Origin of the sequence: Exiguobacterium sp. s146 (assembly GCF_018618415.1) — a bacterium.
Lineage (GTDB): Bacteria > Bacillota > Bacilli > Exiguobacteriales > Exiguobacteriaceae > Exiguobacterium.
In genome coordinates this window covers 154,328-179,508 of sequence record NZ_JACSMA010000004.1, presented here as the reverse complement: position 1 = coordinate 179,508, position 25,181 = coordinate 154,328, and the positions used below count along the sequence as shown (strand labels likewise).

The 25,181-nt window shown below is 55.6% G+C and carries 24 protein-coding genes and 1 riboswitch; of the genes, 19 read left to right on the top strand and 5 right to left on the bottom strand.

From position 1 onward, the window contains the following. Positions 1 to 107 precede the first annotated feature (107 nt). A complete protein-coding gene (locus KNP83_RS13025) occupies positions 108 to 977 on the top strand; it encodes a DnaJ C-terminal domain-containing protein (RefSeq protein WP_214762852.1) in 870 nt (289 codons plus the stop codon). A gap of 18 nt (positions 978 to 995) precedes the next feature. Then, positions 996 to 3,587 (top strand): ATP-dependent chaperone ClpB, encoded by a 2,592-nt coding sequence (gene clpB / locus KNP83_RS13020; RefSeq protein WP_214762851.1) that lies wholly within the window; start codon positions 996 to 998, stop codon positions 3,585 to 3,587. Here clpB and KNP83_RS13015 read toward each other — a convergent pair. Next, entirely contained in the window at positions 3,584 to 4,699 is a 1,116-nt protein-coding gene (locus KNP83_RS13015) for a TIGR04053 family radical SAM/SPASM domain-containing protein (protein ID WP_214762850.1), read from the bottom strand. The genes clpB and KNP83_RS13015 overlap by 4 nt on opposite strands. After that, complete coding sequence (gene hemG / locus KNP83_RS13010) at positions 4,696 to 6,060, bottom strand: protoporphyrinogen oxidase (RefSeq protein ID WP_214762849.1); 1,365 nt, start codon at positions 6,058 to 6,060, stop codon at positions 4,696 to 4,698. Before hemG ends, KNP83_RS13015 begins: the two co-directional genes overlap by 4 nt. A 110-nt stretch (positions 6,061 to 6,170) precedes the next feature. Between hemG and KNP83_RS13005 the strand changes: the two genes are divergently transcribed. Both KNP83_RS13005 and glsA read left to right on the top strand, forming a co-directional pair. Then, positions 6,171 to 6,344, top strand: coding sequence for a hypothetical protein (locus tag KNP83_RS13005; RefSeq protein ID WP_214762848.1), 174 nt, complete (start codon positions 6,171 to 6,173; stop codon positions 6,342 to 6,344). Positions 6,345 to 6,401: 57 nt separating this feature from the next. Continuing rightward, on the top strand, positions 6,402 to 7,343 hold the full coding sequence (gene glsA, locus KNP83_RS13000) for a glutaminase A (RefSeq protein ID WP_214762847.1): 942 nt from the start codon (positions 6,402 to 6,404) through the stop codon (positions 7,341 to 7,343). Here glsA and KNP83_RS12995 read toward each other — a convergent pair. Next, positions 7,340 to 8,113 carry a CHAD domain-containing protein gene (locus KNP83_RS12995; RefSeq protein ID WP_214762846.1) on the bottom strand — a complete coding sequence of 258 codons (774 nt, stop codon included), beginning with the start codon at positions 8,111 to 8,113 and terminating at the stop codon, positions 7,340 to 7,342. The genes glsA and KNP83_RS12995 overlap by 4 nt on opposite strands. A 37-nt stretch (positions 8,114 to 8,150) precedes the next feature. On the opposite strand from KNP83_RS12995, the gene KNP83_RS12990 reads away from it, so the two are divergent. The 4 genes from KNP83_RS12990 to KNP83_RS12975 all read left to right on the top strand — a co-directional run bounded on the left by KNP83_RS12990 (position 8,151) and on the right by KNP83_RS12975 (position 12,855). Beyond that, on the top strand, positions 8,151 to 9,527 hold the full coding sequence (locus tag KNP83_RS12990) for an MATE family efflux transporter (RefSeq protein ID WP_214762845.1): 1,377 nt from the start codon (positions 8,151 to 8,153) through the stop codon (positions 9,525 to 9,527). 163 nt (positions 9,528 to 9,690) lie between these two features. Continuing rightward, positions 9,691 to 10,839, top strand: coding sequence for an N-acetylglucosamine-6-phosphate deacetylase (nagA, locus tag KNP83_RS12985; protein ID WP_214762844.1), 1,149 nt, complete (start codon positions 9,691 to 9,693; stop codon positions 10,837 to 10,839). Continuing rightward, positions 10,836 to 11,600, top strand: coding sequence for a glucosamine-6-phosphate deaminase (nagB, locus tag KNP83_RS12980; RefSeq protein ID WP_214762843.1), 765 nt, complete (start codon positions 10,836 to 10,838; stop codon positions 11,598 to 11,600). Before nagA ends, nagB begins: the two co-directional genes overlap by 4 nt. A 151-nt stretch (positions 11,601 to 11,751) precedes the next feature. After that, positions 11,752 to 12,855 carry an LCP family protein gene (locus KNP83_RS12975; protein ID WP_214762842.1) on the top strand — a complete coding sequence of 368 codons (1,104 nt, stop codon included), beginning with the start codon at positions 11,752 to 11,754 and terminating at the stop codon, positions 12,853 to 12,855. Between the two features lie 32 nt (positions 12,856 to 12,887). Here the strand turns inward: KNP83_RS12975 and KNP83_RS12970 are convergent, their stop codons facing one another. After that, a complete protein-coding gene (locus KNP83_RS12970) occupies positions 12,888 to 13,616 on the bottom strand; it encodes a GntR family transcriptional regulator (RefSeq protein WP_214762841.1) in 729 nt (242 codons plus the stop codon). Between the two features lie 96 nt (positions 13,617 to 13,712). Here KNP83_RS12970 and KNP83_RS12965 point away from each other — a divergent pair, with 96 nt between their 5' ends. From KNP83_RS12965 to KNP83_RS12915, 11 genes are all read left to right on the top strand, one after another. Further along, the gene (locus KNP83_RS12965) at positions 13,713 to 14,873 is read left to right on the top strand and encodes an alanyl-tRNA editing protein (protein WP_214762840.1); all 1,161 of its coding nucleotides are present in this window, start codon (positions 13,713 to 13,715) and stop codon (positions 14,871 to 14,873) included. Then, positions 14,867 to 15,295, top strand: a complete 429-nt coding sequence (locus KNP83_RS12960) for a GNAT family N-acetyltransferase (protein ID WP_214762839.1) — start codon at positions 14,867 to 14,869, stop codon at positions 15,293 to 15,295. Before KNP83_RS12965 ends, KNP83_RS12960 begins: the two co-directional genes overlap by 7 nt. Positions 15,296 to 15,372: 77 nt before the next feature. After that, positions 15,373 to 15,553: riboswitch (Lysine riboswitch) on the top strand. Positions 15,554 to 15,667: 114 nt separating this feature from the next. Beyond that, positions 15,668 to 16,867: an aspartate kinase gene (locus KNP83_RS12955; protein ID WP_214762838.1), complete on the top strand. Its 1,200-nt coding sequence runs from the start codon at positions 15,668 to 15,670 to the stop codon at positions 16,865 to 16,867. A gap of 12 nt (positions 16,868 to 16,879) precedes the next feature. After that, positions 16,880 to 17,875: an aspartate-semialdehyde dehydrogenase gene (locus KNP83_RS12950; RefSeq protein WP_214762837.1), complete on the top strand. Its 996-nt coding sequence runs from the start codon at positions 16,880 to 16,882 to the stop codon at positions 17,873 to 17,875. Positions 17,876 to 17,887: 12 nt separating this feature from the next. Next, positions 17,888 to 18,769: a 4-hydroxy-tetrahydrodipicolinate synthase gene (gene dapA / locus KNP83_RS12945; protein ID WP_214762836.1), complete on the top strand. Its 882-nt coding sequence runs from the start codon at positions 17,888 to 17,890 to the stop codon at positions 18,767 to 18,769. Next, positions 18,766 to 19,515, top strand: coding sequence for a 4-hydroxy-tetrahydrodipicolinate reductase (gene dapB / locus KNP83_RS12940; RefSeq protein ID WP_214762835.1), 750 nt, complete (start codon positions 18,766 to 18,768; stop codon positions 19,513 to 19,515). The genes dapA and dapB overlap by 4 nt, the downstream gene beginning before the upstream one ends. Further along, complete coding sequence (gene dapD, locus KNP83_RS12935) at positions 19,493 to 20,200, top strand: 2,3,4,5-tetrahydropyridine-2,6-dicarboxylate N-acetyltransferase (protein WP_021065230.1); 708 nt, start codon at positions 19,493 to 19,495, stop codon at positions 20,198 to 20,200. Before dapB ends, dapD begins: the two co-directional genes overlap by 23 nt. A gap of 47 nt (positions 20,201 to 20,247) precedes the next feature. Continuing rightward, on the top strand, positions 20,248 to 21,174 hold the full coding sequence (locus KNP83_RS12930; RefSeq protein ID WP_214762834.1) for a branched-chain amino acid transaminase: 927 nt from the start codon (positions 20,248 to 20,250) through the stop codon (positions 21,172 to 21,174). 13 nt (positions 21,175 to 21,187) lie between these two features. After that, on the top strand, positions 21,188 to 22,276 hold the full coding sequence (alr, locus tag KNP83_RS12925) for an alanine racemase (protein ID WP_214762833.1): 1,089 nt from the start codon (positions 21,188 to 21,190) through the stop codon (positions 22,274 to 22,276). Then, positions 22,246 to 23,538, top strand: coding sequence for a diaminopimelate decarboxylase (gene lysA, locus KNP83_RS12920; protein WP_214762832.1), 1,293 nt, complete (start codon positions 22,246 to 22,248; stop codon positions 23,536 to 23,538). Before alr ends, lysA begins: the two co-directional genes overlap by 31 nt. Positions 23,539 to 23,653: 115 nt before the next feature. Next, positions 23,654 to 24,202 (top strand): nitroreductase family protein, encoded by a 549-nt coding sequence (locus tag KNP83_RS12915; protein ID WP_214762831.1) that lies wholly within the window; start codon positions 23,654 to 23,656, stop codon positions 24,200 to 24,202. Between the two features lie 432 nt (positions 24,203 to 24,634). Here the strand turns inward: KNP83_RS12915 and KNP83_RS12910 are convergent, their stop codons facing one another. Continuing rightward, complete coding sequence (locus KNP83_RS12910; RefSeq protein WP_214762830.1) at positions 24,635 to 25,171, bottom strand: gamma carbonic anhydrase family protein; 537 nt, start codon at positions 25,169 to 25,171, stop codon at positions 24,635 to 24,637. Positions 25,172 to 25,181 lie beyond the last annotated feature (10 nt).

Here is a 25,181-nt window from a genome sequence, read left to right as displayed (position 1 = left end):
TCTTTTTTTCGTATGCTAAGTAACGAGGAAATTCTTTGACCTTCTTTGACCAAATCGGTAGAATAGACTTAACAGAATCGGGAAAGGGATAGGTGAGGTGAAACGAGATGGCAAAAAACTATTATGACGTCCTTGGCGTGCCAAAACAGGCGTCCGACCAAGACATTAAACGAGCATATCGAAAACTGGCAAAACAATACCATCCGGACGTGAACAAAGATCCGGGCGCGCAGGACAAGTTCAAAGCAATCCAAGAAGCGTTCGACGTGCTGAGCGATCCCGATAAGAAAGCGAATTACGATCGCTATGGCAGCCCAGAAGGACCGACGTTCGGTCAAGGACAAGGGTACAGCGGCGACGGATACGGGGAAGGATCGGCCCAGTTCGAAGACTTGTTCCGCCAGTTTGGCGGCGGATCACGGACGACATCGCGGACGTTCGGGTTCGAGGACATGTTCGGCAGCTTCTTTAATCAAGCGGTCGAAGAAGATCTTGACGAGACGGTGCGCGTCAACGTGCCACTCAGTCAATTGACGTCTGATTCCAAGGTGAGCCTGCGTCTCCAGACGGGAACGGTCAACGTGAAAATCCCGCAAGGCGCCCATGAAGGGCAAAAGTTAAGGCTCAAAGGCAAGAGCAGCAAGGTCGGACAAGCGGGTGACCGCGGCGACGTATATGTCGAGCTCCATTTCACCGATGATGATACGTATCGTCGGGAAGGGGCGAACGTCATCACCGTCAAACGGTTGCGTCCGCTCGCTTTCCTTGACGGCACCGAAGTCGTCGTGGCGACACTCGACGGCGGCCGGGTCAAACTGAAAGTGAAACCGGGGTCACGGCCGGGTCAACGGATGCGCATCCCGGGCCGCGGGTTCATGACCGCCTCGAAAGTCCGGTCAGATCTCTTCGTGCAACTCGAAGTCGATTTGCCGCTCGACGCCGCCCACCGATCTGTTTACGAACAACTCGAACGCTGAGTCTAAGGAGGAAACAGTATGGATTTCAATCGATTTACCGATAAAGCACATGAAGGCATCGTCAGCTCGCAGGCACTTGCGAAACAGTACCACCATAGCGAGATGAACGAATGGCACGTCTTGGCATCGATGATTTCACAAACGGACGGCATCGCGCCGCTGTTGCTGCAAAAGATGGAGTTGAGCGTTGCTGACATCGAGGCCGAGGTCGCGATGGCACTCAAAAATGCGCCGAAGCTGCAGACACCGACGACACCGATGATCTCATCGTCGCTCTTGAACGTATTGACGACGGCGGAGCGGGAAGCGACCGGGATGAGCGACGAGTACGTCTCGGTCGAGCACGTCCTGCTCGGTATCATCATGAACAAGAGCCAGGCGCAGAGCATGCTCGAGCGCAAAGGTGTGACCGAGGACAAGCTACGCGAAGCGCTCGTCGCGGTCCGTGGCAATCGACGCATCACGTCGAAGTCGCCGGAAGCGACGTATGACGTTTTGACGAAATACGGCCGCGATTTGATTCAAGAAGTGAAGACCGGCAAAATCGATCCCGTCATCGGGCGCGATAGTGAGATACGCCGCGTCATCCGTATCTTGAGCCGGAAGACAAAAAACAACCCGGTCTTAATCGGGGAGCCGGGTGTCGGGAAGACGGCGATCGTCGAAGGGCTCGCCCAACGGATCGTCCGTGGGGACGTTCCGGAGAGCTTGAAAGATAAGACGATTTTCAGTCTCGATATGAGTTCACTCGTCGCCGGTGCCAAATACCGCGGCGAGTTCGAAGAGCGGCTCCAAGCCGTCTTGAACGAAGTGAAAGAAGCGGAAGGGAAAATCATTCTCTTCATCGACGAATTGCACACGATTGTCGGGGCCGGCAAATCGGAAGGGGCGATGGATGCCGGGAACATGCTCAAACCGATGCTCGCGCGCGGTGAGCTCCATTGTATCGGCGCGACGACGCTCGATGAGTATCGCCAGTATATCGAGAAGGACCCGGCGCTTGAGCGCCGCTTCCAACAAGTGCTCGTCGATGAGCCGGACGTCGAGGACACGGTGTCGATTCTGCGTGGGTTGAAAGAACGGTTCGAGATTCACCACGGCGTCCGCATTCACGATAACGCCCTGGTCGCCGCGGCCGTCCTTTCGAACCGCTATATCACTGACCGGTTCATGCCGGACAAGGCAATCGACCTCGTCGACGAGTCGTGTGCGATGATTCGGACGGAGATGGAATCGATGCCGGCCGAGCTCGATGAACTCGTGCGCCGTGTCATGCAACTCGAAATCGAGGAAGCGGCCTTGAAGAAAGAGAGTGATGATGCCTCGAAAAAACGGCTCGATGCACTTCAACAAGAACTCGCCTCGATTCGGGAACAGTCCGATGCGCTCCGTCTCCGATGGGAGAATGAGAAAGAGTCGACGCACCGCGTTCAACACATCCGCGGCGACTTGGAGAAAGTGAAGCTTGAACTGCAAGAAGCCGAAAGTCGCTATGACTTGAACCGGGCCTCGGAACTCAAATATGGCCGCATCCCGGAACTCGAGCGTGAACTCGTGGAAGCGGAACGGCTCGCCGGTTCCGTGACGCGTGAACTCGTCCGGGAAGAAGTGACCGAGGAAGAAATCGCCGAGGTCGTCTCGAAGTGGACGGGCATCCCTGTGATGAAACTGACGGAAGGGGAACGCGATAAGTTGCTCAATCTCGAGACCGTGCTCCATCAACGCGTCTTCGGACAAGACGATGCGATCCGTCTCGTCAGCGATGCCGTCATTCGGGCCCGGGCCGGTATTAAAGACCCGAACCGCCCGATAGGGTCGTTCCTCTTCCTTGGGCCGACCGGTGTCGGGAAGACCGAACTCGGGAAAGCGCTCGCGGAGGCGATGTTCGACTCGGAAGACCATATCGTTCGTCTCGACATGAGCGAATATATGGAGAAACACGCTGTGTCACGTCTCGTCGGGGCACCTCCCGGCTATATCGGCTATGAGGAAGGCGGCCAGTTGACGGAAGCGGTCCGCCGCAATCCGTACTCGGTGCTGTTGCTCGATGAAGTCGAGAAAGCCCATGCCGACGTGTTCAACATCTTGCTGCAACTGCTCGATGATGGTCGCTTGACCGACTCACACGGACGTGTCGTCGACTTCAAGAACACGATCGTCATCATGACGTCGAATATCGGGGCCGACATCTTGCTCGAGGCGGCGAAGGATGGTGTCATCGATGAGGCGGAAGAGCGCCAAGTCATCGAGCGGCTCCGCCGCCACTTCCGGCCCGAGTTTTTGAACCGGGTCGATGAGACGATTCTGTTCCATCCGCTCACCCGAGCCCAAATCGGTCAAATCGTCGAGAAAGCGGTCGCGCGCATGGGCAGTCGTTTGACGGCCCGCTCGATTCGAATCGAGATTACGGATGCGGCGAAAGCGTTCATCGCTGACGAGGCGTATGAACCTCAGTTCGGGGCCCGTCCGATCAATCGATACGTGCAACGGACGATTGAGACGAAGCTCGCCCGCAGTATCCTCGCCGGAGACATCGAGGACGGACAGACAGTCGTCATCGACGTCGAGAACGACGAGTTGACGCTCCGTCCCGCGACGGTGACCCATTAAACAAACAGAGAGCACTGGCTACTGCCGGCGCTCTTTGTTTGTGTAGTCGTTGTGGGTTGATAGATGCAGTACGGCTCTTCGGCTTTATAGTCACCGGTGACGGCGTAAGCTCGTGCCCGGGAGCCGCCGCAGACGTAACGATACTCGCAATAGCCGCATTTTCCGTGATGCGTATCGGGGTCACGGAGCGATTGGAAGACCGGATGCTGCCGATAGATGTCGGCGAGCGGTGTCTGTTTCACGTTGCCGCACGTAATCGGCAAAAATCCGGACGGTTGCACGTCACCCGTGTGTGAGATGAACACGAAGCCGTTGCCGTCATTCGTGCCGCGCGGTGCCTTGGCGAGATCGTCATGCGGATGGCCGATCGGTGGCAAGCCCTCGTTTTTTCGCCGCTGATTCTCTTGCCGGGCGATGCGCCGATAAAACTGGGCCTCGGTCGTCGAGATGATGAACGGGACGTGTTCTTGCAGGGCGAACGCCCAGCGCAATACGTCCTCATGACGTTCCGGGGAGATCGGTTGCAAGAGCGAACCGCGACCGGTCGGTACGAGGAAGAACAGCGTCCACACCGATACGCCGAGCTCTCCAACGAGTTTGGCGATTTCCGGGAGTTGGTCGACGTTATATTCCGTGACCGTCGTATTGATTTGGAACGACATGCATTCTTCCCGGAAGTAGGAGATGCCGCGCAGCGTCCGCTCGAAACTGCCGCGCGTGCCGCGGAAATAGTCATGCGACTTGGCGTCCGGACCGTCGAGCGAGAACGCCCAGCGTGTCAATCCGGCATCTTTCGCCCGTTTGACGGCGTCATGGGTCACGCGCGGCGTCGCCGATGGGGTCATCGAGACGCGCATCCCGAGTGAGGCGGCGTATTCCGTCAGCTCGAACAAGTCTTCGCGCATGAGCGGATCGCCCCCGGTGAAGACGAGAATCGGGTTGTTCATCGCGTGGATGTCACGGATGAGCGCCTTACCTTGCGCGGTGTCAAGTTCACCCGGATATCGATGGAACTGGGCCTCGGCCCGGCAATGGACGCATGACAGCGCACAGGCACGTGTCACTTCCCAAATGACGATGAACGGATTCTCGTTGTAGTCGATTCGTTTCATACGGACACCGCCTGTCTTGCCATGATGCGGGTGACAGCCTGTTTGGCCGAGTCGACGCAGTCCGGGAGACCGACGCCGTGCAAGATTGCCCCGCAAGCTTCGATGCCGTCGAGGGAGGACATCGTCTCTTCGAACGCCCGCACGTATTGTTTATGGCCGACCTCATACTGCGGCATCGTGTCGACGTGCCGCTCGACTTTCGTGAAGAGGGGCGTGCCGACGTGTTGGATTTTCCGAAGCTCACCGAGCGCGAAGGCAGCGACCGTCTCGTCGGACTCTGCCAACAAGTCGGGCACGAATGCGGAGCCGATATAGACGCGTAACAGCGCTTTGTTGTCGGGCGCCATATGCGGCCATTTCTTATGCATCCAGCTACAAGCGGTCAAGGCGTTGCCTTCACCTTTGGCGATGACATAGCCCGTCCCGTCGAGTGCCGCGACGTCTGCTTTCTCGAACGCCGCGAGCACGGTGATGGAAGACGTGCGTTTCAATGCCGACAACCGTTCCGCTTCCGGGAGACCGAGGAGCGGGCCGAGCGCGTTTGGCGAAGTCGCTAACACGATGCCGTCAAACGACTCGACCGTCCCGTCCTCGAGCACGACTTCATGGGGACGGACGGACGCGACCCGTGTCTCGAGACAGAGGCGGTCAATCGACGGACGGAGTGCTTCGATGAGGACGCCGAGCCCTTGTCCGAGCGATAGAAACTTTCCGGCCTCGCGCGGTTTGACACCGGCTTGGACAGGTGGCGTTAATGCTTTCATACCGAGAATCAGGCTGCGTGTTTTCTGTTCAATCGTGATAAACTGAGGGAAAGTAGACTCGATACTCATATCGTCAAGCGTACCATTGTAAATTCCGGATAGGAGCGGTTCGATCATCGCCTCGACGACTTCTGAGCCGAGCCGGGCGCGGAAGAACGTGTCGAGTGAGATGTCGGATCCCGCATAGACGCGTGGCAGCACGAGATCCAGACCGGCTCGGAGTTTGCCGCGCCACGTGAACAGATCCGTCTTGACCATCGGCCAGAATTTGGTCGGAATGCCCATGACCGAACCGACGGGCATCTGGCGCAGTTGGTTCCGCACGTAAATGTACGACGTCCCGGTCATCGACCGGACGAGGTCATCGCCAAGCCCGAGTTCGGTAATCAGGTCGGTCAAGGTCGGCTTCCGGGCCATATATCCGTCCGGCCCGCATTCTAAGACGAACCCGTCTCGATAGACGGTCTTGATTTTTCCGCCGATTCGGTCACTTGCTTCATACAATGTGACGTGCGCACCCGCCTGTTTCGCGTAGTAGGCGGCGGCCATACCCGTAATCCCTCCACCGATGATTGCAATCTTGTTCAATCCATTCACCCATTTCTATGTAGTATTCCTACTAACGGTACCGAGAATGTTGCCGTAGACATAGGATAAGTCTCACACGGTTCTAGACAAATTCGTCACGATTGGAAGGAGGACCACTCATGGTTTGGTTCGGGATTGCGTCGACGATCGTCGTGGTCGGTATCCTCGCGTTCATCGTCTCGATGAATCGACATGGCGAGAAGCTCGAAGGGGATGAGGACAGCCCGTCCGTTTTGTGGGCCGACGAGGAATGGTATAAGCCGGACAAGGAAGACGGTCCACTTGATGGTTAACCGTCTGCAAATATGTTAAGATGACCCGGGTAAAACTATCGGACATGAGGTGATTGGATGAACGTATTGGAACAGCAGTTGGCGCATTTGGTCGACGAGTGTCGTCCGTACACAGCACAAGGAAAAGTCGCCGACTATATTCCCGAGCTTGCGCATGTACAAGATGATTTGCTCGGCGTGGCGATTTGCCTACCTGATGGTTCTTATATTCATGCGGGGGACGTCCATCATAAATTCACGATTCAAAGCGTCTCGAAGGCGTTGACGCTCTGTTACGTCTTGATGGAGTTCGGGGAAGATTACGTGTTCTCTAAAGTCGGCATGGAACCGACGGGTGATGCGTTCAACTCGATCGCCAAACTTGAAGAGACGGTGCCATCGAAGCCGCTCAATCCGATGATTAACGCCGGGGCGCTTGCGGTCACGAGCATGATTTTGGGGGATACGGCGGAGCTGAAAATCTATCAGTTCCGTCAATTTTTGGCGACGTTGCTCGATGTCCCGGTCGAGAAAGTCACGTACAACGAAAAAGTCGCCCGCTCGGAATACGAGACGACCGACTTGAACCGGGCCTTGCTCTATTTCATGCGCCATCACGGAATCGTCGAGGGTGATGTCGATGAGATTATCGATGTGTACACGAAACAGTGTGCCATCGAAATCGATTGTTTTGACTTGGCGCGCATCGGTCGGATTCTATCCGGCAACGGCGAAGACCCGGTCACAGGCGAAGAGTTGATTCCGCGTCGTGTCGTCCGCATCGTCAAAGCGATCATGACGACGTGCGGCATGTACGACGCCTCGGGTGAGTTTGCCGTCCGTGTCGGTCTGCCTGGAAAGAGCGGGGTGTCGGGTGCGATTCTCGCGACCGGCAAGCATGAGCTCGGGTTGAGTGATGTCGGCTTTGGGATTTTCGGTCCCGCCCTCGACTCAAAAGGAAACTCGATTGCCGGGATGAAGTTGCTTGAACTGCTCGTCGAACGCTATACGTCCCGTTAAAGCTTGATGGCGTCGACCGATTCGTCGAGCCGGGTGTGCAACGCTTGGATGACTTGTTCATAGTCGTCGGTCAAGGCGGCGGGTGGCGTGAAGTCGGTCCAGCGCAACAAGAGCTGATGCCGGTCATTCATGTCGCCGAGTTCGGTCTGGAGCCGCTTCAGTTTTTGGACTTGGTCTTTGGAGGCGCTCGGCTCATAGTTCAATAAGTACTCATTCAAATAACGCTCCCGTTTCACGGCGAGCCTGACTTTGTGGAGCGTATCGAGCCGATCGGTCCGTTTCGTCGCTTCGTGATGGGTCTCGATGCGACGCTTGCGGTCGGCTTTGGCTTTATCGAGAAAAGACGCCGCGTCTTGTTTGCGAAAGGCGCGAAACAGCTGCCCGCCGATGAAGCGCCGGACTTGCTGGTCGAGCGAAGGCGTCATTTTTTCGGTCACACGTGCTTTCAGGAGCGTGCGGTCTTTGGCACGCTGCGCTTCCACGTGATCCGCGAACGCTTGGTCGAGCTCGGTCTCGACGGCGAGCCCCTCAAGGAGGACGTCGCCGTCACGCACCGCTCCGAGCGCCTCCATCAGCTGTTTCAATTGGCGATACGTCGAAGGCTTCGTGTCGTACAATTGGATGAACGTCAATAGCTTGCGCAGGCGGACCCGGGCTTGGTGGATATCTTCGCTGTTTTGGAACGTCAGCGCCTCGGTCATATAATGATTGAACGTGTTCCACGTCTCTAACAGCTCATATTTTAATTTTTCTGCATTCCGTTGATTCATTCTAATTTTTCCTTTCTGAAATGAGATGAGGTTGTCCATGTATCAAACACATTCACTAAATGAAAAAATCAAACTGTTCTTCACCATCTTCTTCCCGATTTTGGTGACACAAGTGTCGTTTTACTTAATCAGCTTTTTTGACACGGTCATGTCGGGTCGGGCCGGCGCCGTCGATTTGGCGGGTGTCGGGGTCGGGTCGAGTTTATGGATGCCGGTGTATACGGGGTTGAGCGGGATTCTGCTCGCAGTCGCACCGATTGTCGCCCAGGCGCTCGGGGCCCGCAATATCCAACAAATACAACGGACGCTGTACCAAGGCGTATACTTAGCGATCGGCCTTAGCATCGCGACGCTCGTGCTCGGCTTCTTTCTCGTCCCGACGGCTGTCGACGGCATGGGACTGAGCGAGGAAGGGAAACGGATCGCCAAAGGCTATTTGTTCGCCCTCGGATTCGGTGTGTTGCCGATGTTCTTGTTCAACGTGCTACGCACGCTCATGGACTCACTCGGCAAGACGCGAATCTCGATGCTGCTTATACTATTAGGGTTACCCATTAACGTCGGGTTAAACTACATCTTCATCTTTGGAAAACTCGGCGTTCCGGCGTATGGCGGGGTCGGGGCCGGAATCGCCTCGGCCATCACGTATTGGTTGCTCTTCTTCATGGCGTTCGCGTTCGTCCGGAACGGGAAGCCGTTCCTGGAATATCGCTTCTTGCGCTCGGTGGAACGAATCTTCTGGCCAAGACAAAAAGAATTGCTCAAACTCGGGACACCGATCGGGCTTGCCATTTTTGCAGAAGTGAGTATCTTTGCGGCGGTGACGTTGCTCTTGAGTGAATACGGAGACAATATCGTCGCGGCCCACCAAGCGGCCATCAACTTCGCTTCGTTTGTCTACATGCTACCGTTGTCCGCGTCGAGCGCCCTCACGATCGTCGTCGGCTATGAGCTCGGTGCAAGGCGACTCAAGGATGCCGTCCGCTACGCCAAGATTGGGATCACCCTCTGTCTCGGCGTCTCACTGTTCTCAGGTGCGCTCTTGTTCTGGCAGAACGAGCGCGTCGCTGCCATTTATACGAATGATGCGGCCGTCGTGGAACTCGCGGCCCACTTCATGATTTTTGCGGTCTTCTTCCAATTGTCGGATGCGGTTGCCGCCCCGATTCAAGGGATTTTGCGCGGGTTCAAGGACGTCAACGTGACGCTCATCTTATCGCTCATCGCCTATTGGGTTATCGGCCTGCCGCTCGGCTATGCGCTCGCCGAACAGTTCGGATTCGGACCGGACGGCTATTGGATCGGTTTGATCGCCGGTTTAGCGGCCGGAGCCGTGTTGCTGGTCATGCGTCTCATCCATATCGTCAAACGGTATGAGGCCCAACCGCTCACGAACGAGCCCTCTAAACTGTGAATAGGTTGACGCCACGGCGTCAGCCTTTTTTTGTTTGAGGGAGAATCAGGACGGGCAAAGGATGGGGGAAATGGAGTTCACTTGTTAAAATAATTGGTCTATACAACTATACTGGTTTTTGATATGATAACGATGAAGCTATTTGAAGAAAGGTGGATGACCGATGATGGTGATCATCAATGCACATATTGTTTCGGGGGACAAAACGTGGGAACGAGGTTATATCCGGTTCGATGGCACGACGATTGTGAACGTCGGCGCGATGGAGGATTATGAGGAAGGAACGGAGTCAGCGCTCGACGTGCGCGGCGCTCTCGTGACGCCAGGAATGATTGACGTCCACATCCATGGCGGTTATGACGTCGATACGATGGATGCGGACGTAGACCGACTACGTCACCTCAGCCAATCGATGTTCGCAGAAGGCGTGACATCTTATTTTGCGACGACGATTACGCAGTCGCCGGCCGCCATCACGAAGGCGTTACAGTCAGCCCGAACCGTCATCGAGTCAGGAGACACGTCACTCGTCGGCATCCATCTGGAAGGGCCGTTCGTCAACGTCGACAATGCAGGCGCACAACCGGCCGAATACATCATCGATCCCGATGCGAATCAGTTCCGCGCATGGCAACAAGAAGCGGGCGGTCACATTCGCCTCGTCACGTATGCCCCGGAACGTCCAGGGGCCCGTGAGCTCGAACAGGCGATGCGTGAGACCGAGGCGATCGGGTCGACCGGACACACGAACGCCACGTTTGCCGAGAACAAGGAAGCGAACGTCAAACACGGCACGCACTTATACAATCAGATGCGCGGAATTCATCATCGCGAGCCGGGAACGGTCGGCTACTGTCTCATGGAGCGAGACGTCATGGTCGAAATCATTCCGGACGGGATTCACAGCCGGCACGAGATGGTCGACTTTGCCTATCGTCTGAAAGGGGCGGACGGTCTCGTCGTCATCACGGATGCGATGCGGGCCAAAGGTCTTCCGGACGGCCGATACGAACTCGGGGGTCAACCGGTCATCGTAGAAGCCGGAGCGGCACGACTCGAAGCCGGGAACTTGGCCGGCAGCGTGTTGACGATGGACGCCGCGTTCCGAAACGTGATCGCGTTCACGGGATGCACGGTGCAAGAAGCGGTGAAGATGACGTCGTCAAACCAAGCGCGTGAGTTCGGCTTGACGAACAAAGGGGCCATCGCGCCTGGTTTCGACGCGGATCTCGTCATCTGGGATGACGCGATGACGGTCGTGACGACGATTCATCAAGGACAGGTCAGTTATTCGAAGGAGGACATGCAATGAACATATTAGTGGCGAACACACCGACGGATGCAGAAGAAATCGCTTATACACTCATCAAAGAACGGGTCGCCGGGAAGCGCGATTTCGTGCTCGGACTCGCGACGGGCAGTACACCGGTCGGGATGTATGAGATGTTCAAACGAGATCGGCTCGACTGCAGTCATGTGACGAGCGTCAATCTAGACGAGTATATCGGGCTCGCACCGAATCATCCGCAAAGCTATCATCACTTCATGGAAGAGAAGCTGTTCCATGACATCCCGTTCAAACAGAGCCATCTGCCTCATGGTGACGCGGCCGACCCGGAAGCGGAAGCGGCTCGCTATGAACAGCTCGTCCGCTCGATTGGTGTCGACCTGCAATTGCTCGGCATCGGGGAGAACGGACATATTGCCTTCAATGAACCGGGCACGGCGCTCGATGCGAAGACGCATGTGACCGAACTGACCGAGTCGACGCGTGAAGCGAACCGCCGTTTCTTCGATTCAATCGAAGACGTACCGACGCAGGCCATCACGATGGGCCTCGACACGATTATGAACGCACGTGAGATCGTCCTCGTCGCCACGGGCAAGCGCAAAGCCGAAGCGGTCCATCATATGATTGAGAGCGTGCCGACGATTGACTGGCCGGCCTCCATCTTGCAGGCCCACCCGAGTGTGACTATCGTGCTCGATGCCGAGGCGGCCTCGGCTTGTAGCGATGTGTTACAGGCGCGCGGCAGTGAAGCGGCCGAACGATTCTTTTCCATCCGAGCTTGACGACCTGGAGACGCATGTCTCCGGGTTTTTTTCACGTTAACTGTGGGAAATTGTATGGAAATGGATTTGTAATCAAAACGTTTTCGACAAAAGTCGAGGTTTCCTCTATAATAGGTGAAGCTCATATCATTCGATCGCGAAGGAGAAACTCATGAATTCAAGAACCCAAGCTCGTAGACGGCGCAAAGGCCCGTCTGCGTTTTATAAGCTGTTCAGCGCCCTTGTATTGATTGCCGTCATCGTTGGCTCAAGCATGTATGGGACAGCTTTTTATAAAGCGCATAACATGCTGTCCAGTACTCAAGTGACACTTGAGGATGATCCGACTATCGAACCGACTCGATTTGATAAAGAGGATACCGAGAGCTTCCTTGTGCTCGGGACAGACTTGTCCCCGCAGAAGAAAGCGCGCGGCGAGTATGGCCGGTCTGACGTCATGATTGTCGTCATTCTAAACAAGAAGAACAAACAGACGACGATGCTCAGCATCCCGCGTGACTCATACGTCAACATCGACTATACGGGCTTTAATATCCCGTACGGTAAGACGGGGCTCGATCAAGACAAAATCACGCACGCCTATTACTTCGGATCGATGGATGAATCGAACCCGAACAACGGCATGCGGATGGCGACGAATACGATTGAGGACTTGGTCGGCATCGACATCGACCACGTCGTCTCCCTCAACTTCCAAGGGTTCGTCGACTTTATCGATGCCGTCGGCGGGGTCGAAATCGACGTCCCGTTCTCATCTGAACAGAAGAGTTATGACGCTTCACGCGAAGTCGTCCAAGTCGAAGAAGGACTTCAGCAGTTATCGGGAGAAGAGGCACTCGCTTACGTCCGAAACCGTTACGACGACCCACGTGGCGACATCGGTCGTGGACAGCGTCAGATGGAAGTCATCAACGCCGTCCTTGATCAAGCACTCGGCACGTCGCTCATCAACAACTACGATAAAGTGTTGAAGGCGGTCGGTGACAACATGCAGACGACGCTCGGTCCGAACGACTATATGCGTTTAATCGAGGACGTCGGCGCCCTCAACAACACGGTCCAATATCAGTTGACCGGTGAAGGGGCCCGTGGTGTCGACGGTCATTTCTATTACTTCTTGAACGAACCGTTGCTCGAAGAAGTTCGCTATCGTGTCCAACAGGCCGATGCCGGGAACGAAGTCAAACCGATGACCGATACCGAGCTTGAGACGTATATGTACGACCCAGCGGGAATCACGTATGAAGCACAATAAAAAATGGTTTGCCGTCCGCGGCAAACCATTTTTTATGTTCGGTCCATCGCGACGGTGAACGAATAGGCGTCACCGCGGAACAAAGACCGGCTATACTCAAACATGTCCCCATTTTCGAGATACGTCCGTTGGTCGATCAAGAGCACGGGGGCGTTCGGGGAAATCGTCAATAGCTTTGCGTCCTCCGGTCCCGCGCTCCGCGCCTCGAGGGTTTGGGTCGCGTTATTAAGTCGGAGGCCCGACTGCTCGGCGAACTCGTAAATCGAACCGACGGCATCGGTCTCGGTCAAGTTCGGCAGTAAGGCGACCGGGATGTACGCCGTCTCGAGGGCGAGCACTTGCTCATCGGCGAGCCGCAACCGTCGCATTTCATAGACGGGCGTGTCGAGCGCGACGCTCAGTTTTTGAGCAATTTTGGCCGGGGCTGAAATCGTCTGGAATGACAACAGGCGGCTGAACGGACGCATGCCCCGATGTTTGATCTCTTCCGAGAAACTCGTCAGTCCGGACAAGGCCATCGTAATTTTCTTGTTGGCGACGAACGTGCCTCGGCCTTTTTGGCGGCTCAAATAACCGGCGTTGACCAAGTTCGTGATGGCCTGGCGCACCGTCATTCGGCTGACGTTATAGCGCTCTGAAAACTCCCGTTCGGATGGAATCGATTCGCCCGGTTGAAGAGCGCCGGCATCTATTTGTTGCTTTAAATAGGCTTCGATTTGATAATAAATAGGTAGCGGTGATTGTTTATCAATCTGTAACATGCATATCGCTCCTGACTGCTAAAGTAAGTGTTTCTTATTATAGACCAAATTAGACTAGTTGTCTGAACATATCCTACAGAAAAGGCGGCGATCAAGATGAAACCATGGCAATTTGAAACGACGGTGACCGACGTGCGCACGGATGCGCGCGGGACGTGGGTCGTGCTCGCATCCACCTTATTTTATGCGGAAGGCGGGGGCCAACCTCCGGACGTCGGCACACTCGAAGGACAACCTGTTCTCGATGTGCAGCGGGTCGAGGAGGTCGTCTGGCATTTAGTCGAACAAGGGCTCGAGCCTGGGACGACCGTGACCGGAATCGTCGATGAAGCCGTCCGTCGCGACCACTCGATTCAACATACGGCTCAGCATGTGTTGACGGCGTTATTGGAAGACGAATACGGTATTCAAACGCTCAGCTTCGGCATCGGACGAGAGGAGTCGTCGCTTGAAATCGGAATCGAGACGTTTGATTGGACTCAAATCGAGACGTTAGAACGAGATGTGCAACGCATCGTCTTTGAAAACCGTCGTGTCTCCACTTACGAACTCGCGTCTGAAGAGGTCGAGGTCGCTCGGTTGCGCAAACCGACTGACCGTGCCGGGATGATTCGAATCGTCGACATCGAGGGCCTCGATTACAACGCGTGTGGCGGGACACATGTCGAGACGACCGGCCAACTCGGGATCGTCCACGTGACGTCGATGAAGAAAGTACGCGGGAACGTCCGGTTGACGTATGTCGCCGGACACCGGGCCTTGTCCGCCATCCATTCGTCCCGGACAGCGTTGCGAACGATTCACCAAACGTTATCGACGACGAACGAGACGGTCGCCGCTCGCGTCCTCGAGGAACGAAATCTTCGCCTCGAACGAGAGAAAGAAGTCAAAGCGCTCGAGGCCCGCGTCGCGAAAGCGAAAGTCGCTGCCTTCTTGCAAGAAGACAATTACGTCATCACCCATATCGGCAAGACGGAAGCGGAAACGTTGACGACGATGATTGTCGAACGCATCGCCGCGACGGGCCGCATCGCTGTCGGCGCCAACCATACGGGTCAAAAAATCTGGCTCATGCACGATGGGACGCATGACATCGCCATCGGCAAATTCTTAAAACGGACGCTCGACGACCTTGGCATCGGTCGCGGCGGCGGCAGTCACAAACAAGCCCAAGCCCGTTTTGAATCGGTCAGCGAGTTGGAACGCGCAACGGCAGAAATCGTGAAACGGCTTCAGGAAGGAATGGTCTCATGTTGAAGGTTGAACACGGCAAGCAAGCAGAATTGATTGAACAGGCACGGTTTGTGCGGGCGACGGTATTTATTCACGAACAAGGCATCGCCCCCGAACTCGAGTATGACGATCTCGACCCAGCCTGCACGCATTTCGTTGGGACAGTGGAAGGGGAGCCGGTAACGACGGCGCGCCTCCGTCCGATTGGCGACGGGGTCGGGAAAGTGGAACGGGTTGCCACGCTTGCGACGGCACGAGGCAACGGCTATGCGAAGGAAATCATGTTCGCCATCGAGTCCGTCGCCCGGGCAAGCGCGTTGCGCGAGCTCAAACTAGGTGCCCAACTGACGGCGCTTCCGTTCTATGAACGTCTTGGATACGAGGCGTACGGGGACGAATTTTTAGACGCGGACATCCCGCATCGAATGATGAAGAAGACGTGGTGATTGTTTTTAGAAATTTTCCTTTTTTCTAAAAAAAGGTTGGCAAGCCAGGATGCATTTGTTATAACTAAAACTAACAACTGACAGATAGAGGTTGCGAATGACATGAGTACGCTTGATCGACACGGACGCATTCCGGATCGAGCCGAAAGGGGAATTTCGCCGAAGTCGACGTTCGCATGCGTACGAACGAAGGCTGGGGTAGTCGTGAATAACGCCTACACTGCCATGGATGAAATGCCATGGAGCGCTATCTACGGAACGATTCTTTAATCGTTTTTCAACTGCGCGTACAAGCGGCAGACCGTAGGGAGAGTGCTTCCTACCGGTCTGCCGCTTTTTCTGTTGGTGGACATCATGAAAGTGGGGAACCTGATGACAACCGTATTGAAATTTGGAGGTAGCTCCGTTGCCACAATTGAACAACTCCAGGCCATTTCCGAATATTTACAGACTCGCGTCGCGACCGGAGAAAAGCTTGTCGTCGTCGTCTCCGCGATGGGGAAAACGACTGACTCACTCTTGTCACTCGCCAAACAAATCACGGAACGCCCGATGATTCGTGAACTCGACCGCTTGCTCGCGGTCGGTGAGGAACAGACGATCAGTTTACTCAGTATCGCCTTGAATTCACGAGGCGTCGCCGCCATCTCGCTCACCGGCCAACAAGCCGGGATCGACACGATGGGCATTCATACGAAAAGTAAAATCAAGGCGATTCGCAAAGAAGTGCTCGAAGAGAAGCTTCGGACGTATGACGTCGTCATCGTCGCAGGCTTCCAAGGCGTCAACGAGTTCGGTGATGTGACGACGCTCGGACGAGGCGGATCGGATACGACCGCCGTCGCCTTGGCCGCCGTCCTCAGCAAACGCTGTGAGATTTACACGGACGTCGCCGGCGTCTATACGGCTGACCCGCGCATCCATAAAGAAGCACGCCGGTTGGATACCGTCTCATACGACGAGATGATGGAGATGAGCGCGCTCGGGTCGAAAGTGATGGAGATGCGCAGCGTCGAACTCGCGAAAAAATTTGATGTGAACATCTTTGTAGGAAAGACGCTTGCGAGCGAAGGAGGAACATGGATCATGGATATGACACAGGCGATGGAACAAAAAGCGGTGACGAGCGTGAGCGTCGTGAAGAACGTGCTCAGCGTCTCAATCAAACATATTCCACACTCGGTGGCAGGCGTCGCCGACATTTTCGAGAAGTTGTCACAGCGTCATGTCAACATCGATATGATCAGTCAGACGGCGTTCGATGGAGAAGTGTTCTTGTCGTTCACTTGTCCGCTCGATGAAGAGGCGTTCCTCGAAGAGGCGCTCGCGGAATTGACCGAGACGTTCCCGCAAATCAAAATCGACCGTCATACCGAGCACGCCAAAATCTCGGTCGTCGGCATTGGCATGCGTGACGCGACAGGCGTCGCCGCTGAGCTGTTCGCCACATTCCGTGAGAGCGGGATTCCATTCTATCAAGTCACGACATCCGAGATCAGCATCTCGTACACGATTAACGAACAAGACGTCGAAGCAGCCGTCGCGGCCATCGCGACGCGCTTCAAGTTATAAGGAGGACGCCACATGTATAACGTAGCCGTCGTCGGTGCGACCGGTGCCGTCGGCCAAAAGATGATTGATGTATTGACCGAATATGAATTTCCAATCAACGAATTGATGCTGTACGCCTCGGCTCGCTCAGCCGGAAAGACCGTGAGCGTGAACGGCAAGGACGTCGTCATCCGAGAACTATCGGACGCGATTTATGCGGATCCGATTGATATCGCGCTCTTCTCGGCCGGCGGGAGCATCAGTGAACAGTATGCCCCGCGTTTGAGCCAGCAAGGTGTCATCGTCATCGACAACTCGAGCGCATTCCGCATGCAGGCGGACATTCCGCTCATCGTACCGGAAGTGAACCGAGTCGAACTGAGCCCGGACAAGACGCTCATCGCCAACCCGAACTGCTCGACCATCCAATCGGTCGTCGCGCTCGCGCCGCTCGCGGAAGTGTACGGCTTGACACGCGTCGCCTATACGTCGTATCAAGCGGTGTCGGGCTCGGGTCAAAAAGGGATTGAAGACTTGGAACGCGGTGCGCGTGGTGAAGAGCCGAAGAACTATCCGTATCCGATTTTCGATAACGTCTTACCACACATCGATGTGTTCTTAGAGAACGGTTATACGAAAGAAGAACAGAAGATGATCGAAGAGACACGCAAGATTTTAAACGCACCGAACCTCGGTGTCACGGCGACATGTGTCCGTGTCCCGGTCCGCAACAGCCACGCCGTCTCGATCACGGTCACGCTCGACCGCGAGGCGACGCTCGCTGAAGTGAAAGCCGTGCTTGCCGACGCGCCAGGCATCGTCCTCATGGACAACCCGGGCGAGCTCGTCTATCCGACACCGCTCGACGCGAACGGAACGGACGAGGTGTATGTCGGCCGTGTCCGTGTCGACGAGTCACAACCGAACACGTTCCATCTCTGGTGTGTCGCGGACAACGTCCGTAAAGGCGCGGCCGCGAATGCCGTTCAAATCGCACAATGCATGATTGGGCAGACTGCCACGAAATAAGGGGGAAATCATATGTTTACAGGAGTCGCAACCGCACTCGCTACACCGTTTCAAGCAGACGGTCAATTACATCTCACAGCGTGGGAAGCATTGATTGAAGAACAAATCGCAGAAGGAATCAACGGGCTCGTCATCGGGGGAACGACCGGTGAAGGCATGACCATCACGGACGAAGAGTTCGAGACGTTACTCGTCAAAGCGATTGAAGTCGCGGCCGGCCGTGCCGTCATCATTGCGGGTACCGGGTCGAACAACACGGCGCTCAGCATTCAAAAGACGAAGCGCGCCGCTGAACTCGGTGCCGAGATGGCGATGGTCGTCACACCGTATTACAACAAATCGACGCAAGCGGGCCTGATCGCCCATTTCACAGCCATCGCCGACGCATCACCGATTCCACTCATGCTTTACAACGTGCCGTCACGGACGGGCGTCGCGCTTGACCCGGCGACGGTCGGGGAACTCGCGGATCATCCACGTATCGCGGCGCTCAAGGAAGCGAGCGGGGATATCTCGGTCATGGCGCAAATGATGGCGCACGTACCGGAAGGGTTCCCGGTCTATTGCGGGAACGATGATCAAATCCTTCCTTATATGGCTTGGGGCGCCCAAGGTGTCGTCTCGGTCCTCTCGAACGTCTATCCGGGTGCGACGGTCGCCTTGGCCGAAGCACTTCTTGCCGGAGACTTGGAGACGGCACGCCGTTGGCAGCTCCGACTGCTCCCGGTCATCGACGAATTGTTCGCCGAAGTGAACCCGATTCCGGTCAAGGCGGCATTGAATGCGCGCGGCTTCGAATTCGGCGCCCCCCGCCTCCCGCTCGTCCCGATGAGCGCGACGGCCGAGGCCCGCTTGTTGTCAGCAATGGAGCAGTTCAATGAGGTGAGACAGTGAACTTACTCATCCACGGATACGGCGCGATGGGACAGATTGTCGAAGAGGTCGCCCGGACACAGAAATTGAACGTCGCAGCCATCGTCTCACCAGCCGGCGGGGAGCACCCCGTCTCGCTGCAGGACGTGGAGGCCGAGGTCGATGTCGTCATCGACTTCTCGAACCCGGCGTTGTTAGACGACGTGCTCGCCTTCGGGAAAGCCAAGCAGATTCCGCTCGTCATCGCGACGACGGGTTTCTCAGAAGCCGAGCTCGCCAAAATCGAAGAAACGTCCAAGGAGATTCCGATTTTCCAGTCGTACAACACGTCTTACGGGATCGCGCTCTTGAAACAATTGCTCGACCAACTCGTCCCGCTCACGCTCGGGTATGATATCGAAGTGATTGAAGCGCACCACCGTAAGAAAGTCGACGCACCGAGCGGGACGGCAGAACTGCTCGCCCGTGCCATCGAGGCGAAACGCGACGTGACACCGGTATATGACCGGACACCGCGCCGCGAAGCGCGTGCAGCCGATGAACTCGGCATGCATTCGGTACGCGGGGGCACGATTTTCGGTGAACATACCGTCCTGTTTGCCGGAGACGACGAAATGCTCGAATTGAAACACACGGCCCTGTCCAAACGCGTCTTCGCGAACGGGGCACTCGCTGCGGCGGCAACGATTGTTGACCGCCCAGCCGGATTATATAATTTAACGAACCTATACGAGGAGGCCACTCATGTTACTCACAAACGCTTATGAAATCGCGCAATACATTAAAGATGCCAAGAAAGAAACGCCAGTCAAATTGTACGTCAACGGTCAATTGGCCGGTTTGACGATTGAAGATGCGAAAGCCTTCGGAACGGACGAGTCGAAACTGTTCCTCACGACGGCTGAGCGGGCGGCTGCTTTCCTAGAAGCGAACGCTGCCGTCATCACGGACACGCACCTCGAGTACGACCGTCGCAACAGCGCCGTACCGATGCTCGATACGACGCAGTTGAATGCCCGCATCGAACCAGGTTCGTTCATTCGTGACCACGTTCAAATCGGAAACAACGTCGTCGTCATGATGGGGGCCGTCATCAATATCGGTGCCGTCATCGGTGACGGGTCGATGGTCGATATGAACGCGGTCATCGGTGCCCGCGGGACGCTCGGGAAAAACGTCCACCTCGGCGCTGGCGCAGTTGTCGCCGGTGTCCTTGAGCCACCTTCAAAAGACCCGGTCATCATCGAAGACGGTGTCATGGTCGGAGCAAACGCCGTCATCTTGGAAGGCGTCCGCATCGGTGAAAATGCCGTCGTCGCAGCAGGTAGTGTCGTCACACAAGACGTACCGCCAGGCGTCGTCGTGGCAGGGACACCAGCCCGCGTCATCAAGCAAAAAGATGAAAAAACCGCAGAAAAAACACAACTTGTTGATGACTTACGCTCCCTGTAACGTATAATAGACAGAAAATATCAAAAAATGAATGGGAGAGTTGAACAATGGAACAGTATGGACAATGGATGTGGCAAGACGGGGCTTGGATCGAGCCGAGTGATGCGAACACGAGCATCATGACGCACGCGATTCACTACGGCAGCGGGTTCTTCGAAGGGATTCGGGCATACCACACAGAGGAAGGCCCGGCCATCTTCCGACTCCGTGAACATTTGGAGCGACTCGTTCGTTCGTGTGCATACTATCACGTCGACTTGCCGTACACGGTCGATGAGCTCGAACAAGCGACAATCGAATTGATTGAACGCAACGGCTTCGAAGCTTGTTACATCCGCCCATTCGTTTTCCTCGGCACACCTTGGCAGGCACTCATGCCGACGCAGGAAACGAAAGTACACGTTGCCATCTCATGCTGGCCGCTCGGCGAATATTTCAGCAAGACGGTCGGGATCCGCGCGAAAGTCGCCTCGTATCGTCGCGTCTCTTCGACGATGATGCCGATGCAAGCGAAAGCGGCAGCGAACTATATGAACTCGCAACTCCTTAAAGGAGAAGCGGTCCGCGACGGGTATGACGAAGCGATCGCCCTCGACATGAACGGAAACGTCAGCGAGGCGAGCGTCGCCAACATCTTCCTCGTCAAAGGAAACAAAATTTTCACACCGTCACTCGATTGCTCAGTGCTCGATGGCATCACGCGTCAAACGGTGATCGAACTTGCCCGTGAGGAAGGGTTCGAGGTCATCGAACGCCACATCGGACGTGATGAACTATATGTTGCAGATGAGATTTTCTTAACAGGAACGGCGGCTGAAGTGACGAGCGTCATCGAAATCGACAATATCTCGATTGGTGGCGGCGTCCAAACGGTCGCGACGAACATGCTCTCGCGTTACCGTGAGGCAGTGACGGGTCAAATCGCAGGCCACCGCGACTGGGTCACGTTCGTCAAAGCCGGAGTCATAGAATAAAGGAGTTTTTTGTATGGGAGTCACAATTGACTTGAATGCGATTCGCGAAAACAAACGTCGGATTGAAGCGCTTGGCCGACCGGTGTTCGCCGTCGTGAAAAACAACGCCTATAACTTAGGGATGGAGCCAGTTGTGACGACACTGTACGAAGAAGGGGTGCGTCACTTCATGTTGACGACGCTTGACGAGGCGAGCGAGGTCCGGGCATCAGCTCCGGAAGCGCGCGTCCTTGTCATGAACCCGGTCTACGAGTGGACAGCCGTCCATCGGGACCAACTTGACGTCGCCATCGGTTCTTACGATTGGCTCGTCTCGCAACGGGACCAGCTCGACGGGGTCCGGCTTCATTTGAAGCTCGACGTCGGCATGAACCGTTTCGGTGCGAAGACGTTCCAGGAAGCGTTGGCCATCGTCGCTTTTTGCCAAGACGAAGGGCTCGACCTTGTCGGGTTATGTACACACTTCCCACTCGCGGACGCGGATAACGCTGAAATCGAGCATAGTGTGCACGTGCAACGGTTCGCCGACTGGTCGAATCGTCTCATGGAACGGCACACGTTCGAGATCGTGCATGCGGCCAACAGTGCGGCGACGCTTCAAACGGATCCGCGTCTCGGGCATTGCACGCACGCACGTGTCGGCATCTTTCTGTACGGCTACTCTTCGGTCGAACCGGTCGATTGGCTCGTCCCGGCGTTTCGCTGGGAGACAGAAGTCGTCGCCGTGCACGACATTGAAGCGGGTGCCCACGTCGGTTACGGCACGGGCTACACGGCCGAGACGAAGGAACGCATCGCCGTGCTCGCGGTCGGCTATGGCGACGGACTCATGCGGGCCCGCCGCTTCTTACCGGCCCACATCGAAGGACGGGCCTATCCGTTCATCAGCAATATCTTCATGAGCCACAGTTTTTTACGCGTCGATGACACCGTACAAGTCGGAAATCGTGTGGAGCTGTATGGCCATCTTACAAAAATCGATGACGTGACCCGCACCGGGCACGCCAACAACTCAGAACAATTATGCGCACGCTCATGGCGTGTCCCGCATCGCTTTGAAGGAGGCAATGTATGTACACCACCAACCAATCAGTTTGTATGATCGAAGGCGTGTCCGTCCGTGAACTTCAAGCGACGTACGGGACGCCGCTCTATATCATGAGCGAGCCGGAACTCGAACGTCGCCTCGGCCTCGTCCGGAACGCTTTCCTCGACAAGTATCCGAACACGTACGCACTGTACGCATCGAAAGCGATGTCGATTGCGGCCGTCTACGATAAAGTGATGGCAGCGGGCCTAAGCATCGACGTCGTCTCGCGCGGCGAGATGTTCGTCGCCTTGCACGCCGGCGTTCCGGCCGACCGTATTCACGTCCACGGGTCGAACAAGACGATTCAAGACATCACGTTCGCCCTCGAGAATGGCATCACCCATTTCACCATCGATAACATGCGCGAAATCGGCCTGTTATCAGGTCTTGCCGTGGAACAAGGGGTAGACGTCGATGTCTTGCTCCGCATCGTCCCACAAGTCGTCGGAGGCGCCCATGAGGCGATTCAGACGGGTGGGGTCGACACGAAGTTCGGTTTCCCGACCCATGACGACACTTATCTCGACGCGGTCCGGGCGACGCTACAAACGGAGCGGTTGAACTTGACGGGGATTCACTGTCATGTCGGTTCGCAGATTCAAGAGCCGACGCTGTTCATCAACACGGTCAAGACGATGGTCAACTTCATCGAGACGATTCGCCAGGAGACAGGCTATACGGCCGACGTCTTGAATATCGGCGGCGGCTTCGGTGTCGCTTATCTCGAATCGGACGACCCGCTCGACTTCGCCGACACGATGACGCAAGTGACGGATACGCTCGTCGCCGAAGTGAACCGCTTCGGTCTCCCGCTCCCGAAAATCGGCATCGAACCGGGCCGTTGGCTCGTTGCCAACGCCGGTGCGACGCTGTATGAAGTCGGGACGGTGAAAGAAGTGAGCGGTGTCCGCACGTATGTCTCGGTCGATGGCGGCATGACGGATAACATTCGTCCGGCCCTCTATGACGCCGAGTATGACGTCATCGCGGCGACACGGATGGATGAACCGAAGACGCTCGAGGCAAAAATCGTCGGGGCGTGCTGTGAGTCGGGAGATATCATCTCGAACCGTTCGCTCATCCCGCCGGTCGAAGCCGGGGATCTCTTGCTCGTCAAAGCGACAGGAGCCTATAATTTCTCGATGGCGAGCAACTATAACCAGATGCTCCGTCCAGCCGTCGTCTTCGTGAAAGACGGGGCGCACCGTCTCGTCGTCCGCAGACAGACGCTCGAAGATTTGGTCGCCTGTGAGATTGTCGGGCAATCGACATAATACAAGGAGCGCATTCCTGAATCAGGGATGCGTTTTTTTGTGGAAGTCGTTCTTCTTCAAATGAGAAACGTTTTCAATTATGATGAAAGAGAAAATAGAGGGGGAAGTGACTTCAATGGAAAAGACAGCAGGACAACAGTTGATTGAATCGCGGCGGACGATTCGTATGTTCACGGAAGGCGCGCTCGACACGTCAGAACTATATACATTACTCACCTCGGCCCACCAAGCGCCGTTTCACAATAAGATCGAACCATGGAACATTTACTTGTTCAACGGGGACGGAAAAGATGTTTTGCTATCGGCGCTCGAGCCGGCTTTCGCCGATGGACCGGAGTCGAAACGGGAAAAGATTGCTGGGCGAATCCGGAACGCGGCCGCTTGCGTCTATGTGACGACGAAGGCGTTCGAGACGGAGAAAGACAAGAAGGATGCATTGCTCGCGACAGCGACATTCATTCAAAACTTCCATTTACTGTGTAGCGAGCGAGACATCGGTCTCGTCTGGCGGACCGGGGGCATCTTTGAGGATGCGCGTCTACAGGACATGATTGGGGCCGAAGGGGAGACGTTCGTCGGATTGCTCCAACTCGGACGGTTCGAGGACGTGCCACCGACCAAACGTCGTCAGTCGATTGACAGCTGCCTCACGATTTTTGAGTAAACAAAAAGGCCCGGGCGTAGGTGACTACGATCGGGCCTATATTTATAGGTCAATGAGACTGAGCTGTTCGCATGAGCGCTCAGTTTATTTTTTTAGCTTGCCTGCAAGCCAGTCTTGAATGACATTCGTTGGAATCATTGTGTTCACGTTCCCTCAGTTTTAATTTCTTTCTCTATATTATTATCCAATTGCAGTCGTTCCCAAACCTCGCGATGTGTGCCTTGCAATGAATCATCGAACGAATCCTCGATATGCAGGCAATGGCTTGGGTTCACGGATGAGGCGTACAAGTCTAACATTAGTTCGGCATGGTTTGGATACATACAATTGGCCCCTTTCGACACGTCGGCTTGACTACATCCTCAGTATACAAAGGAAACATAAAGAAAAATCGGGGGAATCGTTAACATTTTATGAATCTTGTAAACGCTTTCACAAACTTTGTGTGGATGTCAGTGGTTCACACGTCTGTTTATACTGTTCGGCCCGCTTCGCATATTTATTGACGGTACGTTCCATGATGAAGCGATCCTCGTCGTTGAGCGGACGGACGACTTTGGCCGGAACACCCATGACCATGACACCTTCGGGGATTTGCATGTTCGGTGTGACGAGCGCACCGGCGGCGATGAACGAGCCCTTCCCGATTTTGGCGCCATCGAGCACGGTCGCATGCATGCCGATGAGACAGCCTTCCTCGATTTCACAGCCATGAATCATCGCCATATGTCCGATAGAGACGCGGTCATGGATGACCGTCGGCGAGCCTTCATATTGGTGCACCATCGATCCGTCTTGGATGTTCACGTAAGAGCCGATGCGAATCGGTCCCTCGTCTCCCCGAATGACCGTATTGAACCAGACGCCGGAATGGGCACCGATCGTGACATCACCGATGACATGGGCCCCGGGCGCGATGAATACCGTCTCATCGACACGGGGAATAAGTTCTCCTAATTTGTACTGCATATGTGTAACC

Coding starts and splice junctions, on each gene's coding strand:
- KNP83_RS13025 (WP_214762852.1), top strand. CDS start 108: ATGGCAAAAAACTATTATGACGTCCTTGGCGTGCCAAAACAGGCGTCC.
- clpB (WP_214762851.1), top strand. CDS start 996: ATGGATTTCAATCGATTTACCGATAAAGCACATGAAGGCATCGTCAGC.
- KNP83_RS13015 (WP_214762850.1), bottom strand. CDS start 4,699: ATGAAACGAATCGACTACAACGAGAATCCGTTCATCGTCATTTGGGAA.
- KNP83_RS13005 (WP_214762848.1), top strand. CDS start 6,171: ATGGTTTGGTTCGGGATTGCGTCGACGATCGTCGTGGTCGGTATCCTC.
- glsA (WP_214762847.1), top strand. CDS start 6,402: ATGAACGTATTGGAACAGCAGTTGGCGCATTTGGTCGACGAGTGTCGT.
- KNP83_RS12995 (WP_214762846.1), bottom strand. CDS start 8,113: ATGAATCAACGGAATGCAGAAAAATTAAAATATGAGCTGTTAGAGACG.
- KNP83_RS12990 (WP_214762845.1), top strand. CDS start 8,151: ATGTATCAAACACATTCACTAAATGAAAAAATCAAACTGTTCTTCACC.
- nagA (WP_214762844.1), top strand. CDS start 9,691: ATGATGGTGATCATCAATGCACATATTGTTTCGGGGGACAAAACGTGG.
- nagB (WP_214762843.1), top strand. CDS start 10,836: ATGAACATATTAGTGGCGAACACACCGACGGATGCAGAAGAAATCGCT.
- KNP83_RS12975 (WP_214762842.1), top strand. CDS start 11,752: ATGAATTCAAGAACCCAAGCTCGTAGACGGCGCAAAGGCCCGTCTGCG.
- KNP83_RS12970 (WP_214762841.1), bottom strand. CDS start 13,616: ATGTTACAGATTGATAAACAATCACCGCTACCTATTTATTATCAAATC.
- KNP83_RS12965 (WP_214762840.1), top strand. CDS start 13,713: ATGAAACCATGGCAATTTGAAACGACGGTGACCGACGTGCGCACGGAT.
- KNP83_RS12960 (WP_214762839.1), top strand. CDS start 14,867: ATGTTGAAGGTTGAACACGGCAAGCAAGCAGAATTGATTGAACAGGCA.
- KNP83_RS12955 (WP_214762838.1), top strand. CDS start 15,668: ATGACAACCGTATTGAAATTTGGAGGTAGCTCCGTTGCCACAATTGAA.
- KNP83_RS12950 (WP_214762837.1), top strand. CDS start 16,880: ATGTATAACGTAGCCGTCGTCGGTGCGACCGGTGCCGTCGGCCAAAAG.
- dapA (WP_214762836.1), top strand. CDS start 17,888: ATGTTTACAGGAGTCGCAACCGCACTCGCTACACCGTTTCAAGCAGAC.
- dapD (WP_021065230.1), top strand. CDS start 19,493: ATGTTACTCACAAACGCTTATGAAATCGCGCAATACATTAAAGATGCC.
- KNP83_RS12930 (WP_214762834.1), top strand. CDS start 20,248: ATGGAACAGTATGGACAATGGATGTGGCAAGACGGGGCTTGGATCGAG.
- alr (WP_214762833.1), top strand. CDS start 21,188: ATGGGAGTCACAATTGACTTGAATGCGATTCGCGAAAACAAACGTCGG.
- lysA (WP_214762832.1), top strand. CDS start 22,246: ATGTACACCACCAACCAATCAGTTTGTATGATCGAAGGCGTGTCCGTC.
- KNP83_RS12915 (WP_214762831.1), top strand. CDS start 23,654: ATGGAAAAGACAGCAGGACAACAGTTGATTGAATCGCGGCGGACGATT.
- KNP83_RS12910 (WP_214762830.1), bottom strand. CDS start 25,171: ATGCAGTACAAATTAGGAGAACTTATTCCCCGTGTCGATGAGACGGTA.